The organism is Roseburia sp. OM03-7AC, assembly GCF_003462625.1.
Classification (GTDB): domain Bacteria; phylum Bacillota; class Clostridia; order Lachnospirales; family Lachnospiraceae; genus Roseburia_C; species Roseburia_C amylophila.
Genome location: NZ_QTZJ01000010.1, coordinates 44,113 through 58,988, shown reverse-complemented (window position 1 = coordinate 58,988; position 14,876 = coordinate 44,113). Strand labels below are relative to the sequence as shown.

The window sequence follows — 14,876 nt, the reverse complement described above, 5'->3', positions numbered from 1 at the left end:
GATTACGTTTTTCTCAAAATCTTTCAAGGTTATTTCACTGTTCAGTTATCAAGGTTCTTGACCAGTTCTGTGAGCTCTTTTGCTTTGCTCTCACCGGTCAGCTTGTTTATATTATCACAGGACTCTTTCTTTGTCAACAACTTTTTTTACTTTTTTTGACTTATTTTTTACAGTCGTAAAATCCATTGTCGAACGTCCGCATAATCATCTCACAAGCGAGCGGAGAAGGAGGGATTTGAACCCTCGCGCCGCTGTTAACGACCTGCACCCTTTCCAGGGGTGTCCCTTCGGCCAGCTTGGGTACTTCTCCGAATCAGTTTCCAATTATTAAGTTGGAAGCGGAGAGAGTGGGATTCGAACCCACGCGCCCTTGCGGACAAACGGTTTTCAAGACCGCCTCGTTATGACCACTTCGATATCTCTCCATATTGATACGCTTCAAATCAGCGCAAAAATGATTCTATCATCAAATAGATAGCATGTCAACAATTATTTTCATTTTTTCAAAATCATTTTTCAAAATTTCAAAACATATTCATTTGATTTCCCATTGGTGCCGGATAGTTCATTTTCTATGAACATACACCCTTACCAGGATTTCCTGCATTCAGCATAAACTCCGCCATTTCCAAATCTTCCGGTGTTGTAATCTTAAAATTGCGATAGCTCCCATCTATTACATATACCGGAACTTTTCCATACGCCTCCACTACCATTGCATCATCTGTAACATCTTCTCTTCCATCCGCTATCATCTTCTGATAAGAATCATAAATCAGGGAATAAGAAAATGCCTGCGGTGTCTGTACCGTATAAAGGCTTTTTCTTGGTGGGGTATCCTCCACTTTTCCATTTTCATCTACCTTTTTTATGGTATCCTTTACCGGCACAGCTGCAATACACGCCCGCTTTTCCCGTACTTCATCCATCGTGCGGCGGATGACTTTCTGTTCAATAAACGGGCGTGCCCCATCATGAATCAATACATAATCCGTATATTCACACGCACTTAAGCCCTGAAAAACAGAGTGGTAACGTTCCTTACCACCCTTTACTATCTTCGTTACTTTATGCAATTTATATTTTTCTACAATTTCTTTCCGGCAGTATTCCTCTTCTCCTTCACCGGTTACCAGTACGATTTCATCTACCGGGCTTTCTTCAAATGCCTTAAGGGTATAATAAATCACCGGCCTCCCACAAAGAAGCAGATACTGCTTATGGACAGAGCTTCCCATGCGGCTTCCTTTTCCCGCAGAAAGCACGATTGCTGTATACTTTGCCATTAACGTTCTCCTAATTTTAAGTTTGGTACTGCATTCAAATCAAGTCCGGAACGGATTCCCGCCCGGTAATCATAATATGCTGCTGCACCTATCATTGCTGCATTATCGGTACAGAGAATCGGCGACGGATGATAAAATGCCACATTTCTCTTCCGGCACTCTTCTTCCATTGCTCCTCTTAAGGTTCCATTAGAAGCCACTCCTCCCGCAATAGCAAATTTATCAATCTGATATTTTTCAATGGCATGCATGGCATTTCCCACCAGCACATCAATAACCGCTTTCTGGAAAGATGCTGCAATATCCGCCTGCACAATCTCAATACCTTTCATTTTACAGCTGTTCAGATGGTTTAAAACAGCAGACTTTAAACCACTGAAGCTGAAGTCATACTCCCCATCTGCAATCTTCGGTCTTGGGAATTCCACAGCATGAGGATTTCCTTCATGTGCTACTTTTTCAATCTTTGGTCCACCCGGATAGCCTAATCCGATTGCTCTCGCCACTTTATCAAAGGCTTCACCTGCTGCATCATCCCTGGTTCTTCCAAGTATCTCATATTTTCCATAATCCAGTACTTTTACCAGATGTGTATGACCGCCGGATACTACAAGACATAAAAATGGTGGCTCTAACTCTTTATTTTCAATATAATTTGCGCTGATGTGTCCCTCAATATGATGCACACCTACCAGTGGAATATTTCTTGCATAACTGATTGCTTTCGCTTCTGCCACACCAACCAGGAGGGCACCCACTAATCCCGGTCCATAAGTTACACCGATTGCGTCTATATCTGCCCAGTCTGCCTGTGCTTCCTGCATTGCTTCTGTTATTACCTGATTAATTTTCTCAATATGTTTACGGGATGCAATTTCCGGAACCACACCTCCATATAAGGTATGTAATGCAATCTGGGATGAAATGATATTCGATCTCACATCCCTTCCATTTACTACAACTGCCGCCGCAGTCTCATCGCAGGAACTTTCTATTGCAAGAATTGCAATATCTCCTTTATTTTTCTGCATCACCATTGTCTCCTTCCAGTGCCACAAATCCTAATATTTTCCAGTCCCCATTCTCATCCTTACGCAGCACATATTCCTGGTTAGCCCGGTTATATGCCTTGGTAGAGCGCAGGAAATAAGATGCCGTCACATAGGCACAATCACTTCCATCTACTTTCTTATAAGCCACTTCATCTGTATCGCAGACAGATGCTGTTGCTATAATCTTACTTTCTGCTTTATAAGCCGCAATGTCATTCTGCATCTGGGTTGAAAATGTATCCTGCGGATTGTTTTCCAATAACTCTTCATCCATCAGTGCACGCATCTTCTCCAACAGCTTCTGGTACTGCTCATCATCATAAGTTTCATTATAAAGGCAGAGCAGAATCCTATTATAATATTTGATTACAGCACGAGGTGACGCCGGATAATCCTTCTCTAAATTTTTACTTAAAACAGAGGTTATCTCATCTGTTTCTCCTGTTGTTTCCACACTTCTTGGTGAGCGGTTTGTCAGATAATAATAAAATCCGACCACAATTCCAATGCAAATCACACCTATAATAACTGTCTTAATTATGCCTGCTGTACGTTTCTTCATGTTTACGCCTCCTCAAAATCCAGTGTAACACTCTTTCCATCTTTGCCTAAATATGCATTCGGATATATCTTCCTTACAGCATCCATATAGTCTTCGCCCCTTACAAGGGACGGGCTGAAGTGGGTAAGCCACATTTCTTTCACCCCGGCATCCTTGGCAAGATGTGCTGCTTCATAAAAAGTCATATGTTTATATTGTTTCGCTTTTGCAAGTTTCTCTTTTTCTGCATACATACCTTCACAGATAAATAAATCGGAATCTTTTGCATTTTTTGCAATGCTCTCCGTCGGGCGGGTATCAGTACAATATGTCAGCTTGATGCCTTTTCTTGGCGGGCCTAATACCATTTCCGGCAGATAGGTCTTGTCCTCTTCTTCAATAATTTCACCTTTTTGCAGGCGGCTCCAGTATTTCTGCGGTATCTGCCGTTCTAATGCATGTTCCACTGAAAATCTTCCAGCCCTTGAAATCTCCAAGGTATAGCCGTAGCAGGTAACATTATGGTTCACCCGGAAAGCATGGATCGTATATCCCTTTAATTCTATAGTCTCTTCCGGTTCCGTCAGTTCTATAAATTTAATCTCAAAAGGCAGTTCCGGTGCAATCACACGCAGTGCATTTACCACACGTTCCAGCCCCTTTGGTCCAATCATCGTCAGCGGCTCCGTTCGTTCCGCATTTCCCATGGTAAGAAGAATTCCAGGCAGTCCGCTGATATGGTCCGCATGGTAATGTGTAAAGCACATAATATCCACCGGCTTAAAGCTCCAGCCTTTTTCTTTTACTGCAATCTGGGTGCCTTCGCCACAGTCAACCATCAGACTGCTGCCATTATATCTTGTCATCAGTGAAGTCAGCCAGCGATATGGCAATGGCATCATTCCACCGGTTCCTAATAAACAGACATCTAACATTCTATTTCCTCAGCTCTCTATACAATTTCTGTTACTTCTTCCATTAAAGGCGGTATCACAAACTGTTTTGTCCATTCATCAAAGCAGGACTCGCATACACGCAGTTTGCTTTTCACACCATCCTTCGTAGAAAAATAATTCCATTCTTTTTCTATATAAATATAATCCTGTTTTCGTTCTTCGATTTCTTTTCCACAACAATTGCAAACCATTTCGCATCCTCCGTCTCTTATCTTGTGGTTCTCTTTCATTATAGAACCATTCCAATAAATTTGCAGCGGAAATTACTGGACCCTGCTCATGATATATGCATCCTCTGAGGGCTTTTCATAAAAATTCTTTCGAGTTCCAAGTACAGAGAATCCAAGTTTCTGATACAGGCGAATGGCAGGCTCATTGGATACCCTTACCTCTAAAACATACCGGCTAATACCATGTTTTCTACCCTGCTGCATTAGTTCTGTTACCAGTTGTTCCCCATAACCTCTGTTTCTGCAGGCCTCACTTACTGCCACATTGGTAATCTCGCCTTCATCTAATGCCATATACATTCCACAATATCCTAAGATGGAACCCGCTTCTTCTGCCACCAGAAAAATCACATGGTTCATGGCAAGAGCATCGCGAAATCCCTGCCCACTCCATGGTTGCGAAAAGACTTTTGCCTCTATGGCTGCTACATCAAAAACATCTGCCTCTGACATTCTACGAATTTCCATGCTGTTCCATCCTCTCGCGTTCTGCCTGGGAAAGGCGCAGATATTCCGGTTTGTGTTCTTCTGCAGATTCTAATTTACCTGCTTTGTAATATTCTTCTCCTAAAGCTGCAACAGCTGCTGCACGCTGCTTATTCACATGTGCCGGTGCAAAGGAATATGGCACTTTACAGTTTTCTTCTATATAAGTGGTAAATACAGGGACACCATCTCCCAAAAATACAACCGGAGCATTGTTTTCATTTATCTTTGCTACAATCTCATCAATTCCCACAACGCACTGTGGGCACAATACCTGCATTTTTTCGTCTTCAAACTGATATAAACCGGTATAGGTCTGGTTTCTTCTGGCATCCATTAATGGACAGATAATATCTCTATGCCCATAGAGGTTGTATGCCAATGCATCCACGGTCGGTACGGAAATCAGCGGCTTATCCAGTGCAAGTCCCAATCCTTTTGCTGTTGCAGAGCCAATCCGAAGTCCGGTAAATGAGCCCGGGCCCGCTGCAATTGCAATGGCATCTAATGTATCCAAATCCAGTTCTATCATCTTCGCAAGTTCATCTAACATTGGCAGCAAGGTCTGTGAATGTGTTTTCTTATAATTTACAGTAAATTCTCCCAACAGCACATCATCTTCTACTACTGCTACGCTGGCTACCAGTCCGGAGCTGTCCAATCCCAATATTTTCATCGTTCCACCTCTTCTATTGTTATCCTGCGATAATCAAATCCTTTTTCCAAATCTTTCTCTATTGTTATCTGCCGGTAATGATCCGGTAAAATTTCTTCAATCAGATTTGCCCATTCTATCATGGTCAGACCATTTCCATAAAAATAGTCCTCATAGCCGATTTCATCCATTTCCTCAATATCCGCAATCCGGTATACATCAAAATGATAAAATGGCATTCTTCCTTCTTCATACTCTTGCACAATAGTAAAAGTCGGACTGCAGATAGGTTCTGTTATCTCCAAACCCTTGGCTATTCCCTGGGTAAAAACGGTTTTTCCTACTCCCAAATCTCCGATTAATGTATACACTTCTCCCGGCTTTGCTTCCCGTCCAATCTGTTCGCCTAACTTTTCTGTTTCTTCTGCCGAAAATGTTTCATATACCATATACTTTTCTTCCTATCTCTTCTTCATACAATTCTGGTGCTTCTTCAAATTCTTATCTGCCAGTTTCTTCAACGCTGCATACTGTCCGCCTACAATTTCCATCGGCAGGATATATGCATTTACGCGGCTGCTGTAAATCAGAACATTATGCTTTGTTGACACCATTTTATAAATCTGTTTCCACTCCAGCAGGGCATTTTCTTCTCCCAGAGATACATGGACACCTTCATCATCCAACATATAATGCAGCGTACTTTTCAGTGCCTCTGACATGGAAATCTGTCTTGCCGCCCGCATTTTCAAGGTTAATGGAAAATAAAAAAGAAAGACAATGCCAAATATGATGTAAAGCACCGTATACATGGTATCTACCTTTCCATAGGTTCCCACTGCGGCTACAAATCCAAGCACCGCTGCCAAGATGGAAAAGATTCCGGTAAAACTGGTATATATATGATACATATTAAACCGGTACATATCGTTCGCTGTTATTTTTACATCAAATTCAATTGGCATTGTCTTTCCTCCTGCTTACTTTTCTGATTGAAGTATAGCATTATTTTCGGGAATAGACAAACTCTTTATCAATTTTGTGTCGGGCAAAAAAGGGACGTCTAATTCTTACGGCTGTTGGTTCCTTTGATGATTGGTGAAATATGTTTATAAATCAAAAATGTAATTCCAACACTAATCATACCTTTTAAGAAGGTGAATGGCATATTAAATACTACCAGACACTCCAATAAATTATCCATATGTCCGCCTACTGCAGAAGCGATTGCATTGTAAGCACCAATAATGGCATCTTCCGGCATAAATGCTGTATAGAACGGATATACCAGGAAATAGTTTGATACCACACTGAATACTGCCATGAAAAGCGCTCCTGCTAAAGAACCGATTAATGCACCTTTGCGGTTCTTCTTAAATTTGTAAATCAGTCCTGCCGGAAGCACAAACGCTACTCCAAGAATGAAATTGGACAATTCTCCAACACCACTTGTGGTTGTAATAGTCAGATGAATCAGATTTTTAATCAGGCAGATTACAATTCCGCTGACCGGTCCCATGGAAAATGCTCCAATCAATGCCGGAAGTTCTGAAATATCCAGTTTGATGAAGTTTGGCATAAACGGAACTGCAAAATCAAGGAACATCAGGATGAACGCAATGGCCGAAAGCATTGCTGTCATCGTCAGATATCTTGCATTTACACCTGTTTTTACGTTGCTGTTTGTTGTTACACTGTTTGTACTCATTTCTTTTACTCCTTTTTTCTTTACTTTTAGCTCTTGCAAGGGATGTCCGGAGTATTGGTGTACCATAAAAGCCCCGGATAAAACTATCCGGGGCACGCAAAATAATCACCTTAATGGTCACTTATCTTCTCCCATCCAGACTATACTGTCGGTTTTGGATTTTCACCAAATCAACTGCAATACTGCAGTTCACGGACTAATGTGTCATGCACAATCACCGTCGGTCGGGAATCTATGCTTCGCATATCACCCTGCCCCGAAGACTTCCTATTCAATTACTATGGGTCTATTGTAGAGCTTCACTTTTTCCTTGTCAATACCCAATTTTATCTGTTACCTTTTATTTACAGTTTCATAGTAAGCTGGATTCTCTGTTTCTTAAGGTCTACGCTCATTACTTTTACTTCTACAATATCTCCCACACTGACCACTTCCAGCGGATGTTTGATATAGCGTTCGCTCATCTGGGAAATGTGTACCAGTCCATCCTGATGTACTCCGATGTCCACAAAGGCACCGAAATCAATGACATTACGAACGGTTCCTTTTAATACCATTCCCGGGGTCAAATCCTTCATTTCCAGTACGTCACTCCGCAGAATCGGCTTTGGCATATCTTCCCTCGGATCTCTTGCCGGCTTTTCCAGTTCCTTTACAATATCCCGTAAAGTAAGTTCTCCTACTTCCAATTCTGCTGCCATTTTCTTATAATCTGAAATCTTCTTTGAAATCCCGGTTAATCCGCCACCGGTTATCTCTTCTTCTGAATATCCTAATTTTTCCAAAAGCTTTCTGGTTGCTTCATAACTTTCCGGATGCACGCCGGTTGCATCCAACGGATTCTTTCCACCGGTAATACGAAGAAAACCAGCACACTGTTCATATGCCTTCGGTCCTAATTTCGCTACTTTTAAAAGCTGGCTTCTGGATGCAAATTTTCCATTTTCTTCCCGGTATGCCACGATATTTTTCGCAATTACTTTGCTGATACCGGAAATGTATTCCAGCAGGGATACGGATGCGGTGTTTAAATCTACACCAACTTTGTTTACGCAGTCTTCTACCACGCCGCCTAAGGCTTCACTTAATTTTTTCTGGTTCATGTCATGCTGATACTGACCGACTCCGATGGATTTCGGATCAATTTTAACCAGCTCTGCCAGTGGATCCTGCAACCGTCTTGCCATGGAAGTGGCACTTCTTTGTCCCACATCAAAGTTTGGGAATTCCTCTGTAGCAAGTTTACTTGCAGAATATACGGAAGCCCCTGCTTCATTTACGATAATATACTGTACTTTTACCGGAATCTCTTTTAATAAATCCACAATAATCTGCTCCGACTCACGGGATGCTGTTCCATTTCCAAGAGAAATCAGTGTAATATGATACTTGGAAATCAGTTTCTTTAATACTACTTTTGCTTCCTCTACCTTATTCTGTGGTGCTGTCGGGTAAATGACTGTCGTATCCAATACTTTTCCGGTCGGATCTACCACTGCAAGCTTACATCCGGTACGGAATGCCGGATCCCAGCCAAGCACAACCTGTCCTGCAATTGGCGGCTGCATCAGAAGCTGCTCTAAGTTTTTTCCGAAAACTTTGATTGCTCCGTCTTCTGCCTTTTCCGTAAGGTCACTTCGAATCTCACGCTCGATTGCCGGTGCAATCAGACGCTTATAGCTGTCTTCGATTACTTCTTCCAAAACAGGTCTGGTTATGGCATTATCTTTGGTTATTACCTTTTTCTGTAAATACGGAATAATCTGTTCTTCCGGCACTTCTACTTTTACTGTCAGTATTTTCTCTGCCTCTCCACGATTCAATGCCAGCGTACGATGTCCTGCCATTTTTGCAATCGGCTCATCAAAATCATAATACATTTCATAAACAGATTCTGTTTCCGGATCTTTGGCAGCAGATACAATCCGACCATGTTTTACGGTAAGGTCACGGATGCGGATACGATAATCTGCTTCATCGGAAATATGCTCTGCAATAATATCCTTAGCACCTTCTAAGGCTTCCTCTGCAGTATGAACTTCTTTTTCTTCGTTGATATATTTTGCTGCTTCTTCTAAGATTGGAGTCTTAAGCATCTGAAGACTGATTACATTTGCCAGCGGCTCTAAGCCCTTCTCTTTGGCGATGGTTGCTCTGGTTCTGCGCTTCGGTCGGTATGGACGGTACAAATCATCTACGACTACCAGTGTCTGTGCTTCTTCTATCTGTTTCCGCAGTTCGTCCGTCAGCTTGCCCTGTTCTTCAATGCTGGCAATGACCTGTTCTTTCTTCTCTTCTAAGTTTCTAAGATAAGTCAGCCGGTCAAATAAGTTACGTAATATTTCATCATTTAATGCGCCGGTTGCTTCTTTTCGATACCGGGCAATAAAAGGAATGGTATTTCCTTCATCAATTAACTGAATTGCTGCATGTGCCTGATTTTTTCTGATTCCAAGTTCTTCGGCAATTTTTGCTGTTATGTCCATCTTGTATTTCCTTTCCTGTTGATGCGTTTGCGCTCATTATAGCATATCCGGCATTTCTGCAAAAGGGAAGATTTTGGGTTTTATTGTTTTTTCCGGCAGAAAATGGTATACTGGATTTATCCACGATTTGAGGAGGTTTTTTATGGATTTTCAACAGCAGCCAAACGGCTATCAACCAAATCCCCATTATTCATATAATATGAACCAGGCACCGCAACGTAATTACATGGACAAACGTTCCACCGGACTTGCCACCGCATCCATTGCTCTTGGCATTGTCTCCATTGTAACTTTCTGCTGCCTGTATGCAGCACTGCCTTGTGGGGCACTTGCCATTATTTTAGGACTTCTTTCCCGTGGCGGCGAGATGACTTTTTCCACCACCGGCAAAATCGGTATCGTCCTTGGAATTATCGGTCTTGTACTTACTATTGCACTTTATACTTTCGTCATTGTCATGATGTTTACCAACGCCGATTTCATCAACCAGATGTCCAACGGAAATACCGCTGATTATAACGAACTGATGCGGCAGTTTAATGAAATGAATCAGATGTACCAGTAAATATATGCAAAAGAAAAATGCCAGGAAACCAATTCTGATTTCCCGGCATTTTTCTTTTCTTATTTTTATACCGAAGCACTCCACGTACTGTACTGCGGATTCTGCTGTTTTGTTCCGTATGGGTCTGTCTGGTTTTCTGTCCGGTCTAATTCTCCTGTAATGTCACGATAGAATGTCACCTGTGTCTGCGTATAGTATGGTCCAATCCACAGGAAGCCAATTCCAAATGAAAGGAGGCCAAGGAAAGACCAGCCAAGGAAGCTTAACATGATATAGAAGTATCTTCCCTTGTTGCCCTGCATCAGTGCTTTACTTTCCCTCATTGCCTGCCGGATTCCCTTGGTATTATCCTCAAGCAATATCAAAAACAGCATGGAATATTTTAAGGAAAGAATAAATGCGATCACTTCTCCTCCAATTCCAAGTACACACATAGCTACTACATAGCCAATAAAAATCCCCTCTGTGATTTTCATGCTGCCGGAAATGGCAGTTACATACATTCCAACAGAGACTGCGATTGCCGGAAGCATCGGAATTAATACCACAACCATAAATAAAAGATATGCCAGAATGTATTTATCCGGATGATGATTGAATCCATAGAACATATCGGTAAACTTATATGGCTGCTTTCTTCCCATTCGCAGGGCAATCTGGAGAATTCCTATATTTAAAACAACCCCCAGCAATGCCAGTACAAATGCTGCCACATAATAAATTGCCCACTCCATTTTTCCGGAATACGGTGTCAAATTCCAGGAAAAGAACATGGTCGGCAAAGTTACGATTAACTGCGATACTACCATGGCTCCCATTGGCAATCCATAATGTCCGGTAAGATTTTCTCTTGCAATACGTTTTATTTCTGCTGATTTTCTTTTCATCTATCTCAAGCTCCTGTTTTTATTTTCTTGTGTCGATTCTGGCTCCGGTCAGATCTGCCGCATCCTGGCTCTTCCGCTCCTGCTGATAAGGATTTGTTTCATTCGGATACTTAATGGTGGTATTGGTCTCTCCGCCTGCCACATATACTCTTCCGCACTCCGGGCATACGCCGGTACGAAGTGTTACGCTTGCAGATACCACCTGACCATTTCCTTCTGCTGCTTTGGCATAAGCATTGGAAACATGTTCTGCCTCATGGGCTGCCACACGGATTCCCGCCGCCTCCGGAGAGATGTGGGAAGCTGATTTAAAAGAAACATTCTCGTTGGAACCATCCTGATATTTCCGGTTCTTACAGGTCTGGCATTCGCCTTTGCTGCCCTCTGCCACCCCGGTACTCTTCGCATCTGCGTCAGTTCCGACCCCATATGTATGATTGTACCCGGTATCATATCCTATATCTTTCGGATTCCATCCATCAATCTGCATAAACCGCTCCTCCTTCCAAAGTCTGAAAAAAGTGCCTCTTTTTATTATACACATATCTTGGGTGAAACACAATAACTTTGACTTTCCCTTATGACAATTGTATACTACCAACAGATTCTATATTTTGTTTGAATACTGATTTGCGAGGGTTTATATGGAAAAGAAAAAAACGTCCACTGCTATGGACAACGGATTATATATCACCGGCTGGTGCATCATAGGCACACTTCTTCTGCTGGTGCTTTTTATAAAAGCAACAAATATCCAGCTTTCAAAATATCTTTTCCCCTGTGTGCTTCACAGCCTGACCGGACTTTACTGTCCTGGCTGCGGTGGCACCAGAGCCGTAGCTTTTTTACTGCATGGGGATTTCCTGCACTCACTGGTTTATCATCCCTTTGTGCCATATGCCTTTGTGCTCTGCACCTGGTTTATGATTTCCCAGACCATTGAACGGCTCTCTAAGGGAAGGCTTCGTATTGGCATGCATTTCCGGGAAGTATTTCTTTGGATTGCACTGGCTATTATTATTATAAATTTCATTGTGAAAAATGCGGCTCTTCTATTCTTTCAGATTGATTTTATGCCGCTGACGCATATATCATAAGGTATTATATATCAAAACCTATAAGGAGCTGCCACCGGTCGCTTGCGACATCTACCTTATACGCCGCAGTGCGCATCCTCGCGGAGCGTTTTTTACTTTACAGGAAAGCAATTTCCTGTAAAGTGAAGAAGAGGAAGCGGCTTACGCCTCTTCCTCTTCTTCTGTATCTTTTGCCCATCCGAAGGCATATTTTACTGCTTTCTTCCAGCCTTTTAATTTTTTCTGTCTCTCTTCCTCTTCCATCTGTGGATGGAATACCCTCTCTATCTGCTGGTTCTTTATCACATCTTCTTTGGTCTTCCAGTAGTCTACTGCAAGTCCTGCCAGATATGCTGCACCCTTTGCTGTTGTCTCTACACATGCCGGACGATTGACCGGTGCCTGTATCATGTCTGACTGGAACTGCATCAGGAAATTATTAGCACTGGCTCCTCCATCTACATTTAAGGAACGGATTTCGATTCCAGCATCCGCTTCCATGGCAGAGATAACTCCTTCCACCTGATAAGCAATAGATTCCAGAGTTGCCCGGATGATATGATTCTTATTGGTTCCTCTGGTAATTCCTACAATTGTTCCTCTTGCATACTGATCCCAATATGGTGCACCCAGTCCGGTAAATGCCGGAACCACATAACAGCCATGAGTTCCTTTTACTTTGGTCGCCATATACTCTGAATCCGATGCGGAGTCAATGAGACGCATACCATCACGCAGCCACTGGATTGCCGCACCTGCCACAAAGATAGAGCCTTCCAGTGCATAATTTACTTTGCCATCCAGCCCCCAGGCAATGGTGGTGACCAGTCCGTTTTCTGAAAATACCGGACGTTCTCCTGTATTCATCAAAAGGAAACAGCCTGTACCATATGTATTCTTCGCTTCTCCTTCGGAAAAGCAGGTCTGTCCGAACAAAGCTGCCTGCTGGTCTCCTGCTGCACCGGCAATCGGTATCGCACTTCCAAAATATGCCGGGTCTGTATAACCATATACACAGCTTGACGGCATCGGCTTTGGCAGCATGCTCTCCGGAATATCAAGCTCTGCCAGAATATCTTTATCCCAGGTTAATGTGTTTATATTAAAAAGCATGGTTCTTGACGCATTGGAATAATCGGTTACATGTGCTTCCCCTTTCGTCAGTTTCCAGATCAGCCATGTCTCTACCGTTCCAAAGAGCAGCTTTCCTTCTTCCGCTAATTTCCTTGCACCCTTCACATTATCTAAAATCCATTTAATTTTCGTTGCCGAAAAATAGGCATCAATAATCAATCCTGTTTTCTTACGATAGGAATCTTCTAACCCCTTTTTCTTTAACGCATCTGCAATATCAGAGGTCCGGCGGCACTGCCAGACTATTGCATTATAAACCGGCTCTCCGGTCTCTTTGTTCCATACAATTGCCGTCTCTCTCTGGTTGGTGATTCCAATGGCTGCAATATCTGCTGCCGTAGCACCAATCTTAGACATTGCCTCTACTGCTACCCCAAGCTGCGTCGACCATATCTCATTGGCATCATGTTCTACCCATCCTGGATTCGGAAACATCTGACGGAATTCTTTTTGTGCCATACTGCAGATTTCACCGGCTTCATTAAAGAGAATACACCGGTTGCTGGTGGTTCCGGCGTCTAACGCCATAATAAATTTTGACATAAAAATACCCTCCTGAAATTATATTTATACCCTTAGTACAATTATAATTTCCAGAAGGGTTTTTCGCAACTATTTTACACGAATCATCTGAAGAATATCAGCAAGTTTTGCTGCCTTCTCTTCATATGCTGCTTCTGTCATTTCTTCTGTTACAAATCCAAGTTCTCCGTTTACACCTTCTGCTGCAACGAACTCAACTGCTCCGAATGCATTCTTTACTGCTGCTTCGTCTGCTTTGGTACGGACAAAGAAACGGTTGGTTACCATCTTATAATCTGCAAGCTCTAATTTTTCCGGTCTCCATTCCATTGGAAGGTTGGTGTCTTTGAATTTTGCAATTTCAACCATATCAGCCACAACAGCACTGGCGGTTGGAAGTTTTCCTGCTCCACTTCCGTAGAACATTGCATCTCCTAATACATTACCATGTACAAAAATTGCATTAAATACATCATTTACCGGATACAATGGATGCTCCTGTGGAAGCATACATGGAGATACCATTGCACAATAGCTTTCTCCTACTTTACGGCTGGTTGCCAGTAATTTAATGGCTTTACCCATTGCTTTTGCATATTTGATATCTGTTGCACTGATTTTGGTAATTCCTTCCGTATGAATGTCATTGAAGTCTACCTGTTGTCCGCATACTAAAGAAGTTAAGATTGCAATCTTACGGCATGCATCAAAGCCTTCTACATCGGCAGTCGGATCTTTCTCTGCATATCCTTTATCCTGTGCATCCTTTAATACATCTGCAAATTCAGAACCCTCTACACTCATCTTGGTAAGCATATAGTTGGTCGTTCCATTTAAGATACCGGTAATCTCTTCGATTACATCTGCAGTCAGGCAGGAATTTAACGGGCGGATAATCGGGATACCGCCTCCTACGCTGGCTTCAAACAGGAAATTCACATTTTTCTCTTTGGCAAGTGCAATCAGTTCTGCACCTTTCTCTGCTACTAATGCCTTATTTGAAGTTGTTACATGCTTTCCTGCCTCTAACATGGCACGGACAAAAGTATATGCCGGTTCTACACCGCCCATTGTCTCAACTACCATGCCAATTTCAGGGTCTTCTGCAATTACTTTGTAATCATGCACGATTTTATCCTGAATCGGGTCTCCCGGAAAATCCCGTAAATCCAAAACATATTTTACTTCGATTGCTTCGCCTGCACGTTTTGCAATGCTGTCATGATTAATGTTTAATACTTCTACTACTCCGGAACCAATTGTTCCATATCCCATTACTGCTGCTTTCATTG

The 14,876-nt window shown here is 42.4% G+C and carries 17 protein-coding genes, 2 tRNA genes and 1 riboswitch; of the genes, 2 read left to right on the top strand and 17 right to left on the bottom strand.

The genetic code is table 11. The annotated features are described in order from the left end of the window. Positions 1–220: 220 nt before the first annotated feature. The 13 genes from DXB39_RS13230 to DXB39_RS13170 all read right to left on the bottom strand — a co-directional run bounded on the left by DXB39_RS13230 (position 221) and on the right by DXB39_RS13170 (position 9,400). Positions 221–310 (bottom strand) — tRNA-Ser (locus tag DXB39_RS13230). Between the two features lie 29 nt (positions 311–339). After that, positions 340–425: transfer RNA gene (locus DXB39_RS13225), tRNA-Ser, on the bottom strand. Between the two features lie 147 nt (positions 426–572). Beyond that, on the bottom strand, positions 573–1,286 hold the full coding sequence (ispD, locus tag DXB39_RS13220; protein WP_117842247.1) for a 2-C-methyl-D-erythritol 4-phosphate cytidylyltransferase: 714 nt from the start codon (positions 1,284–1,286) through the stop codon (positions 573–575). Continuing rightward, positions 1,286–2,317, bottom strand: a complete 1,032-nt coding sequence (tsaD, locus tag DXB39_RS13215; RefSeq protein ID WP_022243534.1) for a tRNA (adenosine(37)-N6)-threonylcarbamoyltransferase complex transferase subunit TsaD — start codon at positions 2,315–2,317, stop codon at positions 1,286–1,288. The genes ispD and tsaD overlap by 1 nt, the downstream gene beginning before the upstream one ends. Then, positions 2,304–2,900, bottom strand: a complete 597-nt coding sequence (locus DXB39_RS13210; protein ID WP_117842246.1) for a DUF6715 family protein — start codon at positions 2,898–2,900, stop codon at positions 2,304–2,306. Before DXB39_RS13210 ends, tsaD begins: the two co-directional genes overlap by 14 nt. 2 nt (positions 2,901–2,902) lie before the next feature. Continuing rightward, entirely contained in the window at positions 2,903–3,814 is a 912-nt protein-coding gene (locus DXB39_RS13205) for a ribonuclease Z (RefSeq protein WP_117698928.1), read from the bottom strand. Positions 3,815–3,831: 17 nt separating this feature from the next. Next, on the bottom strand, positions 3,832–4,026 hold the full coding sequence (locus DXB39_RS13200; RefSeq protein WP_117698929.1) for a hypothetical protein: 195 nt from the start codon (positions 4,024–4,026) through the stop codon (positions 3,832–3,834). Positions 4,027–4,098: 72 nt separating this feature from the next. Continuing rightward, entirely contained in the window at positions 4,099–4,533 is a 435-nt protein-coding gene (gene rimI / locus DXB39_RS13195; RefSeq protein ID WP_117698930.1) for a ribosomal protein S18-alanine N-acetyltransferase, read from the bottom strand. Beyond that, positions 4,520–5,227, bottom strand: a complete 708-nt coding sequence (tsaB, locus tag DXB39_RS13190; protein WP_022243539.1) for a tRNA (adenosine(37)-N6)-threonylcarbamoyltransferase complex dimerization subunit type 1 TsaB — start codon at positions 5,225–5,227, stop codon at positions 4,520–4,522. Before tsaB ends, rimI begins: the two co-directional genes overlap by 14 nt. Beyond that, on the bottom strand, positions 5,224–5,655 hold the full coding sequence (tsaE, locus tag DXB39_RS13185) for a tRNA (adenosine(37)-N6)-threonylcarbamoyltransferase complex ATPase subunit type 1 TsaE (RefSeq protein ID WP_022243540.1): 432 nt from the start codon (positions 5,653–5,655) through the stop codon (positions 5,224–5,226). The genes tsaB and tsaE overlap by 4 nt, the downstream gene beginning before the upstream one ends. A 12-nt stretch (positions 5,656–5,667) precedes the next feature. After that, positions 5,668–6,171 (bottom strand): YcxB family protein, encoded by a 504-nt coding sequence (locus DXB39_RS13180; RefSeq protein WP_117698931.1) that lies wholly within the window; start codon positions 6,169–6,171, stop codon positions 5,668–5,670. Between the two features lie 98 nt (positions 6,172–6,269). Beyond that, positions 6,270–6,914, bottom strand: coding sequence for an ECF transporter S component (locus DXB39_RS13175; protein ID WP_022243542.1), 645 nt, complete (start codon positions 6,912–6,914; stop codon positions 6,270–6,272). Positions 6,915–7,033: 119 nt separating this feature from the next. After that, positions 7,034–7,182: riboswitch (FMN riboswitch) on the bottom strand. Positions 7,183–7,258: 76 nt separating this feature from the next. Further along, positions 7,259–9,400 carry a Tex family protein gene (locus tag DXB39_RS13170; RefSeq protein WP_117842245.1) on the bottom strand — a complete coding sequence of 714 codons (2,142 nt, stop codon included), beginning with the start codon at positions 9,398–9,400 and terminating at the stop codon, positions 7,259–7,261. 142 nt (positions 9,401–9,542) lie between these two features. Here DXB39_RS13170 and DXB39_RS13165 point away from each other — a divergent pair, with 142 nt between their 5' ends. Next, positions 9,543–9,965 carry a DUF4190 domain-containing protein gene (locus DXB39_RS13165; RefSeq protein ID WP_117842244.1) on the top strand — a complete coding sequence of 141 codons (423 nt, stop codon included), beginning with the start codon at positions 9,543–9,545 and terminating at the stop codon, positions 9,963–9,965. A 65-nt stretch (positions 9,966–10,030) separates the two neighbouring features. On the opposite strand, the gene DXB39_RS13160 is transcribed toward DXB39_RS13165, so the two are convergent. Both DXB39_RS13160 and DXB39_RS13155 read right to left on the bottom strand, forming a co-directional pair. After that, positions 10,031–10,852, bottom strand: coding sequence for a DUF975 family protein (locus tag DXB39_RS13160; protein ID WP_117698933.1), 822 nt, complete (start codon positions 10,850–10,852; stop codon positions 10,031–10,033). A 19-nt stretch (positions 10,853–10,871) separates the two neighbouring features. Beyond that, the gene (locus DXB39_RS13155; RefSeq protein ID WP_242986237.1) at positions 10,872–11,342 is read right to left on the bottom strand and encodes a hypothetical protein; all 471 of its coding nucleotides are present in this window, start codon (positions 11,340–11,342) and stop codon (positions 10,872–10,874) included. Positions 11,343–11,496: 154 nt separating this feature from the next. On the opposite strand from DXB39_RS13155, the gene DXB39_RS13150 reads away from it, so the two are divergent. Continuing rightward, positions 11,497–11,949 (top strand): DUF2752 domain-containing protein, encoded by a 453-nt coding sequence (locus DXB39_RS13150; RefSeq protein ID WP_117842243.1) that lies wholly within the window; start codon positions 11,497–11,499, stop codon positions 11,947–11,949. 141 nt (positions 11,950–12,090) lie between these two features. On the opposite strand, the gene glpK is transcribed toward DXB39_RS13150, so the two are convergent. Together glpK and DXB39_RS13140 are read right to left on the bottom strand one after the other, a co-directional pair. Continuing rightward, entirely contained in the window at positions 12,091–13,605 is a 1,515-nt protein-coding gene (gene glpK / locus DXB39_RS13145; RefSeq protein WP_117842242.1) for a glycerol kinase GlpK, read from the bottom strand. A gap of 69 nt (positions 13,606–13,674) precedes the next feature. After that, positions 13,675–14,874: a homoserine dehydrogenase gene (locus tag DXB39_RS13140; RefSeq protein WP_117696733.1), complete on the bottom strand. Its 1,200-nt coding sequence runs from the start codon at positions 14,872–14,874 to the stop codon at positions 13,675–13,677. Between the last annotated feature and the right edge of the window lie 2 nt (positions 14,875–14,876).

Excerpts from the sequence above, each read along its gene's own strand:
- ispD (WP_117842247.1), bottom strand. The coding sequence starts at position 1,286 with ATGGCAAAGTATACAGCAATCGTGCTTTCTGCGGGAAAAGGAAGCCGC.
- tsaD (WP_022243534.1), bottom strand. The coding sequence starts at position 2,317 with ATGCAGAAAAATAAAGGAGATATTGCAATTCTTGCAATAGAAAGTTCC.
- DXB39_RS13210 (WP_117842246.1), bottom strand. The coding sequence starts at position 2,900 with ATGAAGAAACGTACAGCAGGCATAATTAAGACAGTTATTATAGGTGTG.
- DXB39_RS13205 (WP_117698928.1), bottom strand. The coding sequence starts at position 3,814 with ATGTTAGATGTCTGTTTATTAGGAACCGGTGGAATGATGCCATTGCCA.
- DXB39_RS13200 (WP_117698929.1), bottom strand. The coding sequence starts at position 4,026 with ATGGTTTGCAATTGTTGTGGAAAAGAAATCGAAGAACGAAAACAGGAT.
- rimI (WP_117698930.1), bottom strand. The coding sequence starts at position 4,533 with ATGGAAATTCGTAGAATGTCAGAGGCAGATGTTTTTGATGTAGCAGCC.
- tsaB (WP_022243539.1), bottom strand. The coding sequence starts at position 5,227 with ATGAAAATATTGGGATTGGACAGCTCCGGACTGGTAGCCAGCGTAGCA.
- tsaE (WP_022243540.1), bottom strand. The coding sequence starts at position 5,655 with ATGGTATATGAAACATTTTCGGCAGAAGAAACAGAAAAGTTAGGCGAA.
- DXB39_RS13180 (WP_117698931.1), bottom strand. The coding sequence starts at position 6,171 with ATGCCAATTGAATTTGATGTAAAAATAACAGCGAACGATATGTACCGG.
- DXB39_RS13175 (WP_022243542.1), bottom strand. The coding sequence starts at position 6,914 with ATGAGTACAAACAGTGTAACAACAAACAGCAACGTAAAAACAGGTGTA.
- DXB39_RS13170 (WP_117842245.1), bottom strand. The coding sequence starts at position 9,400 with ATGGACATAACAGCAAAAATTGCCGAAGAACTTGGAATCAGAAAAAAT.
- DXB39_RS13165 (WP_117842244.1), top strand. The coding sequence starts at position 9,543 with ATGGATTTTCAACAGCAGCCAAACGGCTATCAACCAAATCCCCATTAT.
- DXB39_RS13160 (WP_117698933.1), bottom strand. The coding sequence starts at position 10,852 with ATGAAAAGAAAATCAGCAGAAATAAAACGTATTGCAAGAGAAAATCTT.
- DXB39_RS13155 (WP_242986237.1), bottom strand. The coding sequence starts at position 11,342 with ATGCAGATTGATGGATGGAATCCGAAAGATATAGGATATGATACCGGG.
- DXB39_RS13150 (WP_117842243.1), top strand. The coding sequence starts at position 11,497 with ATGGAAAAGAAAAAAACGTCCACTGCTATGGACAACGGATTATATATC.
- glpK (WP_117842242.1), bottom strand. The coding sequence starts at position 13,605 with ATGTCAAAATTTATTATGGCGTTAGACGCCGGAACCACCAGCAACCGG.
- DXB39_RS13140 (WP_117696733.1), bottom strand. The coding sequence starts at position 14,874 with ATGAAAGCAGCAGTAATGGGATATGGAACAATTGGTTCCGGAGTAGTA.